We start from the raw sequence: 14,473 nt of genomic DNA, 5'->3' as shown, positions 1-14,473 counted from the left end.
TTAAAACAGGCAGTTGGACTATAGCAACTAATCAAAATATCCATATCTTGACTATAAGGAGGAACACATACTGTTGAGTTTCCCCTATTACTAAATTCTAGAAAAGGGTGATGTGAACATGTCAGTAGATTACTATTATAAAATGTGTTGTGATCATATGGGGCAAGATGTGGAGATAACTGATAAACATGGAAAAGTATATGTTGGTAAAATTGAAAAGGTGGATAGTGAGAATGTTTATATTCGTGAACAGAGCGCACCACCTAGAGATAGTCACGGACCAGGACTATTCTTTTTCCCATTAGCAGTTGGTGCTTTAGTAGCTATTCCCTTAATTGGTATCGCAGGCTTTAGAAGAAGAGCTTATTATTAATAGGAATGTAATTCCATGAGTTCTAGTAGAGACAATTCTCCTACCCTGGAATTCGGGTCAAAAAATTTATTTTTTCGTGAACTCAGAAACAAAGACGCTCATGATATTTTCCGGATTTATAAAGATCCAGAAGTCATGGGGTTTGACTACAGTGAGCCGATTAAAAGTATGGACGATGCTATTCAATTAATTGAGCGCTCTAAAGAATTTAATAAAAGATCTGATCATATAAACTGGGGTGTAGAACTTGTAGCTGAAAAACGTATTATTGGTACTTGTGGTTTTAAGCACTGGGATCGTGCCTCTAAGCATGCCGAAATTGGAGGTAACTTATCTAGTGATATGTGGGGAAATGGCTATGGTAAGGAAGGTCTTGATGCACTTCTACACTTTGGTTTCGTTACACTAGGACTAAATAAGGTTTGTGCCGGAACGAATACCGAAAATCTAAAAGCAATAAATATAATGAGAGCATTTGGTTTTAAAGAGGATGGGAGACTTCGTGAACACCAATTATTAAATGGCGTTTACACAGATGTTCGACTCTATTCTTTATTAAGAAAAGAATATAGTTATAACTAGTTCGGATATACAGTTATAGGAAGCCTACTCTAGCTGTGTAGGCTTCCTCATACCTAAAGAAAAGGTTTTTAAATCTATCCAATTTGATCTTCATGTTGACCTTTCCCCTGCTTTATTTCCTCTCTTAACTGTCGGTTACTAAGCCTTTCTGAAATATGCCCTTTACGGATCATATATTCCATATGTTGCAACGGCATCGAACCATACCCTTTTCCATTACTTAATTTAAAACGAATGGTATTTCCATTTTTTCCTGAAATAATTAGCATATCACTGAAAAAGAAATTCTTCTTTACCTCTTCAGATATATCGTACTCTGTTCCATTTTCAATTAACATCTCATGTTACTCCTTTACCGAGTTTTATTAGTGATTAGTATTCCCTCAATAAATGAAAACATGTATATTAAGCTAATTTTTCCATTTCCTTGTCTTCTTGTTTCACAATTGCCTTTTTCCTCCAAGCATTACTTCGCCAACGGAAATATACAAACAGCCCTCTCGCCCATTCGTCTGCTATGAATGCAATCCATATTCCTATAAGACCATATCCTAAGTGAATCCCTAATATATAGTATAGGGGGACACTAAATAGCCACATGACAGCAACGGATTCAATCATGACGAACCGTGCATCTCCAGCTCCGTTAAGTATTGCTCCGTAAACTAAATTGAGACATCTTCCTGGCTCTAGTAAGAAACCTAATAATAAAAGAATGACTCCCATTGAAATAATTTCAGCATCACTTGTGAACAGACCTAGTAAAGGTTTACTAAATGTTGTAACAATGACCGTGACACCGAGTGCAATAATAATGCTCCATCTACCGCTCCTTAAGCCCTGTTTATAGGCTTCTTCCATCTTCCCTGCCCCTATAAGATGACCTATTACGATTTGTGAACCTCTACCTAAAGAAATACCAAGAATCATTACAAGAAATAGAATATTTAACGAATAAATTCTCGTTGCGAGCATCTGGGTTCCTAGTAATGTAATAAACCCTGTAGTTACAATTTGACTACTTGAATAAGATATCATTGATATGGAGGAAGGAACACCGATACGTAAGATCTTCATAATTCGTTCCTTTTGGAAGGTGAAATACTCCTTCCACTCGACTTTTAAATTCACACGATAATAAAGCACCAATGCGTAAGCAATCATAGCAAGAAACTGACTTACTGCTGTAGAGATAGCCACACCAGGTACTCCCCATTGAGGAAAACCGAATGCACCAAAAATGAATAAATAATTACCAGTTATATTTAGAATATTCATACCAAAGGTAACGAACATTGTTTCCTTTGTATATCCATGGGTTTGAATAATAGCAGACATTGTAACACTTACAGCTTGGAAAATAAGAGCTCCACCAACGATAAGTAGAAATGTATTAGCCTGTTCAAACAATTCAGGTTCTAGTGAGAAGAAACCTAGCAATTGACGTGAAAAGATCATAATAGTTGAAGCAACAAGGATACCAAATAGTAAGTTAATTAGTATGGCATTGCCTGTCAGTAGCTTTATATCGTTATATTTTTTAGCTCCAAGATACTGTGCAATGACCACTGCTGCACCTGTAGATATAAATTGAAATAAAAAGAACATAAACATAATTAACTGATTCGCAACACCAACCGATGCTACAGCTTCATCGGAAACTTGACTGAGCATTAAAGTATCAGCAGTTCTTAACGACATGTGTAAAAGTGACTCAATAAAAATAGGCCAAGTAATAGCAATAATTGATATCTTTTTTATATCTGGTTTTTCCATTAGATTCTCCCTCATACAAAACTAAACAAAATAGTGTATTAATTAATCGATTCTTTTATATTACTATAATAGAAAAAATTAAAGTAGCTGATTTTAGATGACAATTCCGACTTGTTTGTTGAAAAAAATACATGACTTAACATTAAGGGGAAGAATTTAATGCGATTAGGATATGCCTGTATCAATACTACAATGCCAACGAAGTTTCGAACGTGCCGATTAGCTACATATGAAAACAAAGGTTCTGATATCATAAAGGAGTTAACCTTAAATAATTTAATCAATGTCTATGAGGCACTTAAATGGAATGTAAAACACGATATTTTATTTTATCGGATGAGTACTGAATTAGTTCCGTTAGGGAGTCACTATAAAATGGATTGGGAGTGGTGGCTTGATAACGATATTCTTTTATTAACTGACAAAATAAAAGCTTACAAGGAAAAACATGATATAAGATTATCGATGCACCCTGGACAATTTACTGTTTTAAGTACCCCACGGGAAGAAGTGTTGGAAAGGTCCTTCTTGGATCTTGAGTACCATGACAGATTACTTAATCTTGTGGGCGGGACAGATATGATTATCCATGGTGGTGGACAATATGGAGACATGGATCAAGCAAAGAAACGTTATGTGAAAAACTACAAATTGTTGTCAACAAGTATTAAAGAGAAGCTCCGCCTTGAGAATGATGATAAGACCTATGCCTTGCACGATGTTCTCGATATACATCAAGAATGTGGTGTGCCCATATGCTTTGATATCCATCATCACCTTTGTCATAATAATGGACAAGCACTAGAACCAATGTTGGAGCGAGTGTTCGCATCGTGGCCTGCACCATTAATTCCTAAAATGCATATCAGCTCAGGGAAAACACATGAGAGGGATCGTAGTCATCATGATTTTGTTTTCAAGCAGGATTTCAACAGATTACTAAAAATACTTGATGGTAAAAATGTAGACGTGATGGTTGAGGCTAAATTAAAGGAGCAAGCTGTATTGCGTATACAACAGGAAGTTTTTGCAGAAAAATAATACTTACGGTATGAAAGGACGAATTAATTATGGGGTGTAATATTGATCATTCAGTTGAGGACGTTAAAGATAAATTAAATCAGCAACGAGAACACCTTCCAGAAAAGATGTACGATGATTTAAACTCATTCTTAGCTGATAGTGTCACGCAAGATGAATTAAATGAGATTTTTCACCTACTGAAAAAATATGATTTGGCGTCTAGTGATGAAAGGGCGGAACGTAACAGGTCCATCGTTAAGGTAATAGGAGCATAAGTTTATCTCAATGAAAAAGAGTTTATGAGGAGGTCTAAGTTCTCATAAACTCTTTTTATTAACTATCTTACTTATTTTCCACCAATGCTAAGGCTTTTAATTTTTAAGCTTGGGGAACCGATATATCCATTTGATAGAGTAAACTCCAAATCGGCTCCAACTGTCTCTACTTGTTCAAGTATTGTAAAGAAGTTACCTGCAACAGTAATTTGGTTCACGGGACGATCAATTTTACCGTCTCTAACTAAATAACCATTGGCAGCTAAAGAGAAATCACCGTTTATAGGGTTTGCACCAGAATGGAGGCCTTGAAGGTCAGTAACAACAATTGCCTCCCTCTCCCCTTTTACTAAATCATCATAGCTAGTTTCACCAGGTTCAATGAACATATTGGTTGGGGATAGTTGAATAGTCCCTTTATAGGATCCCTTACTTCCATGACCTGTAGATGTTACATTATCTTTTTTAGCTGTCTTTAAATTATGCATAAACGTGTTAAGTACACCTTTAGACACGACCTCTATGCGCTTCGTTGCCACACCTTCACTATCAAAGGAACGGCTTGCAAAGCCATCTTCTTTATGCGGATCATCAACAATGGTAATAATTTCATTCGCAATTTCTCTTCCTAATTTCCCTTGCAACCTTGATTTTCCTTTTTGGACATTCTCCGCAGAAAAAGAAGAAGAGAAAACTTGTAATAAAGATGCCGCTGCTTTATTTTTTAGTATGATTGGATATTTTTTACTCTCAATACTATCTGCTCCTAGTTGACTTAATGCCTCATTTACAACTTCTTTCGCGACAAGGGCAGGTTCAAAACTTGATAAATCCCTAGTGAGTGTTAATTTAGAGGCATTCTTTATGTCTTCCCCTTCTTTAACAACAACAGAGACGAAGATATAAGCTACATTTCCCTTTTCAGAAACTTCAAGACCTTTTGTGTTTGCAATCATTCTTTCTGAATTTAATTCTTGAAAAACGCAATAATTCACACTGTCAACCTTATCACTAAGGGAAAAGCATTCGTTTTCTAACTGCTTAGCTAAATCTATTTTTTCTTCTGAAGACAATAGATCAAGTTTCTCAGAGTATAAATCTAGTTTTTCATAAGATGGCGATCCTTCAAAAATGGTTTCTTGATCTTCTGAATCTAGAATGTTAGCATTATCTATTGCTTCGTCCAATAGTAATTGTATTGAATCAGCGTCTATTTTTTCTGCATAGGCATATCCCATTTGTCCTTTATAAATACCTCGAAGAGAAATACCACCGTCATTGGCGATGCTGTAATCATCCACTTCCCCTTTGTAAATTTTCGTACTAAACTTACCATTCTTTTGATAATACACTTCCATGTCTAAAAAACCCATTTGCTTTCCTTGCTCAAACAATTTATCTTTAAATTGAATAATATCCATGAATTATTGCTCCTTTCTTCCACCGACAGTTATTTCACTCACGCGGATTGTTGGCTGGCCAACATTCGCTGGGATAGAACCGCTCGAGGCTCCACACATACCTTGGCCATGGGCTAAATTGTTTCCAACCATATCTACCTTTTGTAACGTCTTTGGACCATTTCCAATGAGAGTCGCTCCACGAACAGGTTCTGCAATTTTTCCGTCACGAACAATATATCCTTCATTGATAGCGAAATTGTAGTCTCCAGTAGCGGGATTCACTGAGCCGCCACCCATGTATTTGGCATAAATACCATATTCGGTATTTGCGATAATCTCTTCAGGTGTCGATTTACCAGAAGCAATAAAAGTGTTTGTCATTCTTGAAGTTGGAGCATATTTATATGATTCTCGACGACTAGAACCTGTGGATTCTGTTCCCATTCGTCTCGCACCTAGTTTATCTATTAAGTAACCTTTAAGAATTCCATTTTCTATTAAAACATTCTTTCTTGCTTCTTCCCCTTCATCGTCCACATTGGCAGAGCCCCACTCATTTGCTAATGTTCCGTCATCAATGTAGGTGACAATGTCAGGTGCAACCTTTTCTCCAATACGATCAGCGAAAACTGAGTTTTTCTTCGCAACCGCTGCAGCTTCCAATCCGTGACCACAAGCTTCATGGAATATTACCCCACCAAATTCATTATCAATAATCACTGGGAATTGGCCACTTGGGCATTCATCAGCATGTAACATGGTCACAGCGATTCTTGCAGCTTCTGAGCCGTAATGGTTTAAATCTATCTGATCGAAGAATTCAAAACCTTTATGTGCACCTGGACCATAAAAACCGGTCTGCATTTCAGTCCCCTTTGTGGCTACTGCCTGAATCCCTAATCTTGAGCGAACACGTTGATCTTCTACAAATTTACCTTCGGAGTTCGCAATTAACACTTTCTGATCTTCATCTAGGTAACTAACTGATACTTGAGATATTTGCTCGTCATAATTTTTAGCAATATCATAAACGTTTTTAATTACCTCGACTTTTTCCGTTTTAGGAACATGACGTGGGTACTTTAAAATAGGATGCCTCGTTTGAAAAGACTTGCGTGTAAAATCAAGGGTTATATTAGTAGGACCCCCTTTAATAGCTTTAGCTGCTTGTGCTGCTATCGCTAAAAGTTTTTCCCTATCGTGCTCATTTGTGTAGGCATAAACACTGTTTAGTCCTTGAAAGATACGTATACCAATACCATAATCTCGTCCAGACACACTGTTTTCTATTTTCCCTCCAACTAGGGAAATATTTGAATTGAACTTATCCTCCACAAAAATTTCGGCAAAATCGCCACCTGTGCTTAAAGAAGCATGGATTAAATCTTCAATAATCGATTGTTGAAGCATATTCTTCCTCCTCAAAATGTATCATTTGGTAAAAAATACTTATCCTTAATAATAAAGGAAAGTTGAGAATATTTCGAGAGTAAAAATAAATGTTATGAATGTTTTATTAAGATTCTTTATTCTGAATCCTACAAAGCAAAGTTTTCAAATTAATAAAGGACATATGATAAACTATAAAAAAATATGGGTACACAAAGGAGTTTTTGTATATGGAAAGTTTCGAAATAGGTGATATCGTAACAGGGATTTATAAGACAGGAAAATATATAGGGGAAATTACTGAATTAAAACGTGATAGGTACCTTATGAGAGTGCTCGCTGTAATGAAGCACCCAAAGCAAGGAGACCTTCACCAACCTAAATCTGCTGATGTTCCCTTCTTTCATGAACGCCGAGCTTTGGCATATCGTGAGCAAACAAACATTCCAGCCCCTTATGTGAAAAAGTATGAAGGGGATTTACCAGACTATAAAGCGTCCTTAAGAAGTGCACTAGATGATGAAATTGCTACTTTAGAGCAAGAAAACAGCGATTGGTCGCACATGGCGTTGGAGAAGCTACGGTCATTAGAGGCAGACTACTTTAAATAAGTTCATGCCATATATATACTGACTGTGACAATAGGAATAATCTAGACTAGAAAGACCGTTTTGTATAATACAAATCGGTCTTTCTATCGTTGTAAGCTCACTTAATATTTCCGAAATGCTAAACATACATTATGCCCGCCAAAACCTAGAGAATTAGATAAAGCAACGGTAACTTCCATTTCCTTAGCTTCATTTGGAACATAATCTAAGTCTATGTTGTCATCAGGAGTTTCGTAATTAATCGTAGGTGGTATTACACTATCTTGAATAGACATAATTGAAAAAAATGCTTCCAGTGCACCAGCTGCCCCTAGCAAATGTCCAGTCATTGATTTAGTCGAACTGACAGATAATTGATATGCATGACTTCCAAACACCTTTTTAATCGCAATTGTCTCATATAAATCATTGTAAAGAGTGGAAGTGCCATGTGCATTAATATAGTCGACGGAATCTGCTGAAATGTCAGCATCCTTTAATGCTAACTTCATTGCCCTTTGAGCCCCTTCTCCATCTGGTGCAGGAGTTGTAATGTGGTGGGCATCACCAGTTGCACCGTACCCAATTACTTCAGCATAAATATTTGCTCCACGTGCAAGGGCATGCTCCAATTCTTCTAAGATGAGAATACTTGCCCCCTCAGCAATAACAAACCCATCCCTATTTTTATCAAAAGGTCTACTGGCACTCTTTGGATCTGGATTAGTAGATAAAGCAGTCATGTTTGAGAAACCAGCTATTGTCATTTCCGTAATGGCTGCCTCTGCTCCCCCTGCAATCATTATATCGGCATCCCCATACTGTATGACACGGCAAGCATCCCCAATTGAATTTGCTCCAGATGCACAAGCCGTTACAGAACAGTTATTCACACCCTTTGCACCAACTTCAATAGAAACGCGACCAGATGCCATATCAGGTATAAACATTGGAATTGTAAAAGGACTTACACGTTTTGGTCCCTTCTTTAAAAACTTTTTATGCTGTTCTTCAAATGTATCTAATCCACCAATTCCAGAACCAATCCAAACTCCAGTACGATATGGATCTACATTTTCATTTATATGTACATTTGCATCACTTAAGGCCATTTTTGTTGCAGCAATAGCAAAGTGCGTAAATCTAGCCATTCTCCTAGCCTCTTTAAAATCTATAAACTCGTTTGGAGAAAAGTCCTTTACCTCTCCGGCTACTTTGACATTAAATAGATCAGAGTCAGCGGAAGTTAATGGAGCTATCCCTGATACTCCAGCTTTTGCATTCATCCAAGTTGTTTCGGTATTATTACCAAGTGGATTTACTGTTCCCATACCTGTTACTACGACTCTTCTTCTCATTCTCCATCGCCCCTTTTGTCCAGATGTTTTTATGTGAGTTGGTCATAATAACAACTATACAGTATTTCCAGATAATTTAAAATATTTATACTGTGATTTAAATTAGAAGCAAATGAGCAGATGTGCACTTGTACCTTGCATGAAAGTGGGTAGCCTGTAGCGGATTAATTTACACAATCTCTGTTTTCACGTTAGATTAGGAGATAAGAGTTGTCTATCTATCTAGTGAAGGGCACACTTATCCCACTTTTTGAATAAAATGAAGTAAATTCATTTATACGGCTAGTAAAAATATGGATAAATATTATTTGAGGAGTGAAGCGAATGCCTAAGTATAGGAGAAAACCTATTGTCGTAGAAGCAGTGAAAATAACTCGCCCTATGACAATTGATACAGCAGAAGGATCTGTCGTTGGAAACCCGGGGGATTACCTCATTACTGATACAAATGGTGATCAATATCCGTGTAATGGGCAAGAATTTGAGAAATCATATGAATTAATTAAATCCCGATTCGATGTAAAGGTGTTTATTAAAAAGTCATTAAGAAAAGTTAAAAGAAAATCTAAAGAAATCATATACAACCAAAACTAATAGAATGAGTTTGTCTATAATAGAACAAACCTAGGCTGCTGAAAATCTTCAACAGCCTATTTTTTCATGTGCAATCTCTTCAATTAGGAATATGATTATCGAAAAAATAAAGAGGGTGTCACAAGTTTTTGGACACCCTTTACCTATAAATTAACTAAACTCTGAATCTCTCATTATTCTGACCATAATACGTCAAATACGTTACTATCAAAGTGATTTGTATCAATATTACATGTTTCTGCATCAATGCCATACTGCCAGCCTGCAATTAGCGACCCTTCTGGTGCTTGTGGGTTATACTCAGGTGCATTTTCTTCTGTAGTGATCCCGTGGTTTGGTGATGAAGTCCAAACATAATTGTTCTCTAATAAAGCTGAATTTTCTTCAGCGGCTTCCTCATATGCCACATATAGATCGCGATCAGGATGGAAAATACCGTACACCCCAGATTCATACTCTGACTCTTCCATCGTGTCATACCAACCTAATAGGAAACCAGCATCGATTGGATAGATAGGTTCAACATTTGCGAAAATTGCCACTCCTTCTGGAATTCCAAAATCTCTTGCCATTTCAATTGCATCCTCAGCCTCACTTTGACCTTTTTCATAGCCAGTTGCATCTTCAAAGTGGTTCCAGATGACCATAATATCAATGTCGTTTTCGTGTAATAGTTCTACTTCTTCATCAGTTAGTCCGTAAGAAACTCCATCTTTATCTCCTAAGTAACGGGCCCAAACTTCAGGATCACCAAAGTTATCACGAACACAGGCTAACATTTCCTCTGTTGTTAAGCTTGCAGAGTCAATTCCCCAAACTGTTTCTTCAGATGCGCCATTGGTAGCCTCACCATTCTCCTGGCCATTAATATTTTCACCGTTACCGTTTTCTTCTCCATTGCCATTAGTCTCTGTATCTTTTCCATTTTCATCTTCACCATTACCGTTTTCATCTTCTTCCGTTCCATTCCCATTTTCCTCTACTGGCGCTTCTTCTCCTGCTTCACTTTCTATTACGTTTGTTATATTGTTAGTAATATTTACATCCACATCGACGTCAATGTTATTTGTAACACTATTGTCAATAGAATTGTTAGAACTATTTGTAATATTATTTTCAATATGATTATCAATTTGTGCGTTATCCCCATTAATGGAGTTTTCAATTGCATTGCTTATTTCACCGTTTACTCCATCAATGTTATTATCGATTTGGTTATCGATTTGGCCATTGTTTCCATTTACCTCATTTTCAATTGTATTCTCAATATTCCCATTCTCAACATTAATCTCATTGTTAATGGTGTTGTTTATTTCATTTGAAGAGTCACTTGAAGATGTATTTTCACTATCTTCCGTTTCATCTTCTGTAACTAAATCATTGTTTTCCGTCACTTCACTTTCACTTCCATCAGAGCTTGCAGTTGCAGGCTCGCTACTATCCATGCTTCCAAAAATGTAGAATGTGAAAGCAGTAAATATTATCATTACGAAAGAAAAGATATATGGTAACATTCTATTTTCGTTAGTCACTTCTTATCCCTCCTTGTAGCTACTGTCACATAATACGTATCTACAAGGAAGAATGTGAATGACTGTTGCGTGTTTAGGCTATTTGATTATTTTTATTAAAATAATAGGACGATTATTTAAACAAACGTTTGATTAATATGAACGCTAATTAAAGATGATCACATGAAAAGAAGCATGTTCGGATTAAAATATCCTGACATGCTTCTGTATATTTTAGAGTAGTTATTGACCTTGCCCAAGGGAATAACCTAGTTCACCATTGAAGCGGTATAGGTTCTCAATTTTAATCCAGTCAAGCCCAGCATTTTCAACCCTTTCGAGCAATTGTCTAATCTGTTTGTTTTTAGGGTTTGTATTCTGCTCACTTAAATTGAATCGACATCTCCAGTGGTCAGTCGTAAATGTTTCTGGAAAACCACCTGGGTATACTTTTACCCCACGGTTCGTCATCACTACAAAATCAAATTCTGGTCCTGCAACTTCTTCCAGCTTCGCTCCTACTTCATCAGCAGTTAGCTCGTTATTACATAAGAAAACGTCAACTCCATCTAGTGTTCTTACAACGTCTGGCTTTGGACGGTCTTTTACAAGTGGTGGAATGACATAGGAATTACTGTCTTCCTGAGCCGCTTCCTTGTTATAGGTAATAGGAGTTACAGTCGTAGGCTTTTGCCCTAACCTATCGATAACTGCTTCTGTGAACTCCTTCGTATTGACAGACTTAGCCCCTTTAGCAATGTCACCTGTATAGATACCATCTTCTAACGTTTTTAACCAGGCATTATGAATTTTTCCTGCAACTTCAGGCTGACCAATGTGTACAAGCATCATAATGGCGCCATTGATTAATCCGGAAGGGTTGGCAATACCTTTACCTGCTATATCAGGAGCGCTTCCGTGTATTGCTTCGAACATGGCACATTGGTCCCCAATGTTTGCAGAACCTGCAAGCCCTACACTACCTGTGATTTGTGCCGCAACATCAGACGCAATATCACCATATAAGTTTGGCATAACGATCACATCGAAATCCTGAGGTGTATCTGCAATCTTTGCAATCCCAATATCGATAATCCAATGTTCGGTTTCAATATCAGGGTATTCTGAAGCAATTTCATTAAATACTTTATGGAAAAGCCCATCCGTTAATTTCATAATATTATCTTTAGAAAAGCACGTAACTTTTTTTCGGTTATTTTTTCTAGCGTATTCAAATGCGTATCGAATAATCTTTTCAGAACCTGGTCTAGTTATGAGTTTTAAGCATTGGACTACTTCAGGGGTTTGTTGATGCTCTATACCAGCGTATAGGTCTTCCTCATTTTCCCGAATGATAACAAGGTCCATATCTGGGTGCTTGGTTTTTACGAATGGATCATAGGAAATGTTAGGTCGTACATTTGCATATAGACCGAGAGATTTACGAATGGTTACATTTAGACTTTTATAACCGCCACCTTGTGGGGTAGTAATTGGGGCTTTTAAAAATACTTTAGTTCTACGAAGGGATTCCCAGGCATCATCTTCAATACCTGATGATTGACCAGAAAGATATACTTTTTCACCAATGTCAATAAATTCCGGGTCAATTTCAGCGCCTGCAGCTTGTAATATCTTAAGTGTGGAATCCATAATTTCAGGACCAATTCCGTCCCCTTTTGCAACTGTAATAGCACGTTTTTTAGACATACATATCAACTCCAATTCTTTGTTGTAAAAGCGTAAGATAGATGATTGAATAGCTTATTCTACTTTAAATGGTTAATCATGCTGCCTTGAATTTTATATATTAATACGGTGATATAAATTACCATAAAAAACCTTAACTTAAAGTTTTCACAATGTCAATTAATTAGAACTTTCATAATTTTTAACACTTTTTGTATGTAATAAATAAAAAAGCAATTCATTAACTTATGAATTGCTTTTTCTATTACCCCCATCTTAAGTACATTGTCAATGTACAACAGTTTGTTACTGTTTCTGCATCTGCATATAGAGTGAAGGTAACGCCAGTTGGAGTGTACGACGTATTTACAATCGTTGGTACACCAGTTGACTTTATTATTTTGTCCACTTCTTCATCTTTTCCTTCTTGTGCGGCGTCCATTAACGAGGACATCTTTTCTTTAGATGATGATAGTGATTCAAGTACTATTTTTCCATGTTCCAGCAGTGAGCCGTATGCATCTAGTGATTCTTCAAAATACTTGGTTTCTATTGGAGGGTAAATTGCTTCTTGTTCTCGAGTATGGTGTGGGTCGTACCAAAAAAATTGTTGATAATCCAAACCGCTTTCCTCCTTTAATTACACTTCTATAGCTTATGTCAATTAGGCAATAGAAGTGATAATTGGAGGAGAGTTTTATGATATGTGTAGGATTAAACCTATTATAGATAGAGCAGGAATTGAACTGATCAATGAAATCCCCATGAATGTCGTTGTATTAATGAAATTCTTTGAGGCGCTGTCAATATTACTAATTGAAACAATTCTCCTTCGAATTAAAAATACATTTAATACTCCAAATAAGAGTATAATGATGATCAAGATCATTGGTAGAATAACGTCATTTTGTGTTATTTGAGGTGCCCATTCTTCCATTTGAATAAAACTGAATACAATCAGCAATATTGGAATGAACTCAATCATTGGAGCCGTGATGAAAAACTTATTGTATTCCTTTTGAAAAGAGGACTTTGTTACACTTTCTCCCTTTTCAAGCTTGTCTTCCATGATGCTTACCATCTTTTTAAAACTAATAAGTAGACCAAAAACTGCAATGAAACTAGCTAATAAATACAAATAAATTGGATTCATCGATCCCTCTCCTTTTCCTATGTATTTAAGTGTACCGACTTCAATAGTATACAAAATAATATTGTGGAAATCTTCCCAAGTGCTTAATAAGTAAAATAAATATAAATTCATTTCCATGGCAGCAAATATAAGAAAATGAAACACACCAAAACAAGATCATTTTGGTGTGTTTCTTAAACGTAGATTTATTTTTTATTTTTGTTAATCATCTTTGAAAGATTATTAAAGTTAATAGATTGTGGGTTATTTAGAATAGCGTTAACTAATTCATCTTCTTTTTCCTTAGATACTGGTCTGTTAGCTAATGCAGCAACACGTTTAATAATATCTCTGATTGTTGCTTCATCTTGGAAGTTAGCTCCTTTAATCTCGTCTGCTAGTTTAAATACTGCCTTCATATCTACGCCTGATTTCTGTTCAATATTTTTGAAGAGATTATCGTTACTCATATGAACAAAACCTCCTTCCACCCTCCGATATATTAATAAAAAACTAGCATGTTATATTTAAGACTCTGTAATATTCCTATATTTCAACAACTTAAGCCAACAGAGTCAAAACACAGCTACTTATAATACATGTATGCTTCTTTCGGATTGATGGTTAGGCTTCTTCAATAAAAAAATAAAAATTGATACTTCTGTCATTACTTTTAATTAGCTACCGTGAAAATACTAATCTTGTGTTCGTTTCACTGCATTCCCTTTCCATACCGGCATTTTTAAACAATCGTTTAAATTTATAAAATAACAGTTCA

The 14,473-nt window shown here is 36.2% G+C and carries 16 protein-coding genes; 6 read left to right on the top strand and 10 right to left on the bottom strand.

The window, feature by feature from the left end; genetic code table 11:
- The first annotated feature begins 118 nt into the window (after positions 1 to 118).
- Together BW724_RS11745 and BW724_RS11740 are read left to right on the top strand one after the other, a co-directional pair.
- On the top strand, positions 119 to 373 hold the full coding sequence (locus BW724_RS11745) for a hypothetical protein (protein ID WP_088075400.1): 255 nt from the start codon (positions 119 to 121) through the stop codon (positions 371 to 373).
- A 15-nt stretch (positions 374 to 388) separates the two neighbouring features.
- The gene (locus tag BW724_RS11740; protein WP_088075399.1) at positions 389 to 955 is read left to right on the top strand and encodes a GNAT family N-acetyltransferase; all 567 of its coding nucleotides are present in this window, start codon (positions 389 to 391) and stop codon (positions 953 to 955) included.
- 74 nt (positions 956 to 1,029) lie between these two features.
- Here BW724_RS11740 and BW724_RS11735 read toward each other — a convergent pair whose 3' ends face one another.
- Both BW724_RS11735 and BW724_RS11730 read right to left on the bottom strand, forming a co-directional pair.
- A complete protein-coding gene (locus tag BW724_RS11735; RefSeq protein ID WP_088075398.1) occupies positions 1,030 to 1,293 on the bottom strand; it encodes a hypothetical protein in 264 nt (87 codons plus the stop codon).
- 67 nt (positions 1,294 to 1,360) lie between these two features.
- A complete protein-coding gene (locus tag BW724_RS11730; RefSeq protein ID WP_088075397.1) occupies positions 1,361 to 2,731 on the bottom strand; it encodes an MATE family efflux transporter in 1,371 nt (456 codons plus the stop codon).
- A gap of 159 nt (positions 2,732 to 2,890) precedes the next feature.
- Here BW724_RS11730 and uvsE point away from each other — a divergent pair, with 159 nt between their 5' ends.
- Complete coding sequence (gene uvsE / locus BW724_RS11725) at positions 2,891 to 3,772, top strand: UV DNA damage repair endonuclease UvsE (protein WP_088075396.1); 882 nt, start codon at positions 2,891 to 2,893, stop codon at positions 3,770 to 3,772.
- A gap of 29 nt (positions 3,773 to 3,801) precedes the next feature.
- A complete protein-coding gene (locus BW724_RS11720; protein ID WP_088075395.1) occupies positions 3,802 to 4,029 on the top strand; it encodes a group-specific protein in 228 nt (75 codons plus the stop codon).
- Between the two features lie 71 nt (positions 4,030 to 4,100).
- Here the strand turns inward: BW724_RS11720 and BW724_RS11715 are convergent, their stop codons facing one another.
- Both BW724_RS11715 and BW724_RS11710 read right to left on the bottom strand, forming a co-directional pair.
- Positions 4,101 to 5,450 carry a TldD/PmbA family protein gene (locus tag BW724_RS11715; RefSeq protein WP_088075394.1) on the bottom strand — a complete coding sequence of 450 codons (1,350 nt, stop codon included), beginning with the start codon at positions 5,448 to 5,450 and terminating at the stop codon, positions 4,101 to 4,103.
- 3 nt (positions 5,451 to 5,453) lie between these two features.
- Positions 5,454 to 6,842, bottom strand: a complete 1,389-nt coding sequence (locus BW724_RS11710) for a TldD/PmbA family protein (RefSeq protein WP_088075393.1) — start codon at positions 6,840 to 6,842, stop codon at positions 5,454 to 5,456.
- Between the two features lie 209 nt (positions 6,843 to 7,051).
- Here BW724_RS11710 and BW724_RS11705 point away from each other — a divergent pair, with 209 nt between their 5' ends.
- A complete protein-coding gene (locus BW724_RS11705) occupies positions 7,052 to 7,432 on the top strand; it encodes a kinase-associated lipoprotein KapB (protein ID WP_088075392.1) in 381 nt (126 codons plus the stop codon).
- Between the two features lie 101 nt (positions 7,433 to 7,533).
- Here BW724_RS11705 and fabF read toward each other — a convergent pair whose 3' ends face one another.
- The gene (gene fabF / locus BW724_RS11700; protein ID WP_088075391.1) at positions 7,534 to 8,769 is read right to left on the bottom strand and encodes a beta-ketoacyl-ACP synthase II; all 1,236 of its coding nucleotides are present in this window, start codon (positions 8,767 to 8,769) and stop codon (positions 7,534 to 7,536) included.
- Positions 8,770 to 9,093: 324 nt separating this feature from the next.
- On the opposite strand from fabF, the gene BW724_RS11695 reads away from it, so the two are divergent.
- Positions 9,094 to 9,363 (top strand): hypothetical protein, encoded by a 270-nt coding sequence (locus BW724_RS11695; protein WP_176371388.1) that lies wholly within the window; start codon positions 9,094 to 9,096, stop codon positions 9,361 to 9,363.
- Between the two features lie 173 nt (positions 9,364 to 9,536).
- On the opposite strand, the gene BW724_RS11690 is transcribed toward BW724_RS11695, so the two are convergent.
- The 5 genes from BW724_RS11690 to BW724_RS11670 all read right to left on the bottom strand — a co-directional run bounded on the left by BW724_RS11690 (position 9,537) and on the right by BW724_RS11670 (position 14,165).
- Positions 9,537 to 10,895, bottom strand: coding sequence for a glycoside hydrolase domain-containing protein (locus BW724_RS11690; protein WP_235848953.1), 1,359 nt, complete (start codon positions 10,893 to 10,895; stop codon positions 9,537 to 9,539).
- Between the two features lie 222 nt (positions 10,896 to 11,117).
- Entirely contained in the window at positions 11,118 to 12,584 is a 1,467-nt protein-coding gene (locus BW724_RS11685; protein ID WP_088075390.1) for an NADP-dependent isocitrate dehydrogenase, read from the bottom strand.
- A gap of 244 nt (positions 12,585 to 12,828) precedes the next feature.
- Positions 12,829 to 13,185: a YuzC family spore coat inner layer protein gene (locus tag BW724_RS11680; protein WP_088075389.1), complete on the bottom strand. Its 357-nt coding sequence runs from the start codon at positions 13,183 to 13,185 to the stop codon at positions 12,829 to 12,831.
- A 75-nt stretch (positions 13,186 to 13,260) separates the two neighbouring features.
- Positions 13,261 to 13,716, bottom strand: a complete 456-nt coding sequence (locus BW724_RS11675; RefSeq protein ID WP_088075388.1) for a hypothetical protein — start codon at positions 13,714 to 13,716, stop codon at positions 13,261 to 13,263.
- Between the two features lie 185 nt (positions 13,717 to 13,901).
- Positions 13,902 to 14,165: a stage VI sporulation protein F gene (locus BW724_RS11670; RefSeq protein ID WP_088075387.1), complete on the bottom strand. Its 264-nt coding sequence runs from the start codon at positions 14,163 to 14,165 to the stop codon at positions 13,902 to 13,904.
- Between the last annotated feature and the right edge of the window lie 308 nt (positions 14,166 to 14,473).

The organism is Litchfieldia alkalitelluris, assembly GCF_002153425.1.
Classification (GTDB): domain Bacteria; phylum Bacillota; class Bacilli; order Bacillales; family Salisediminibacteriaceae; genus Evansella; species Evansella alkalicola.
This window is presented reverse-complemented; position numbering and strand designations above follow the sequence as displayed.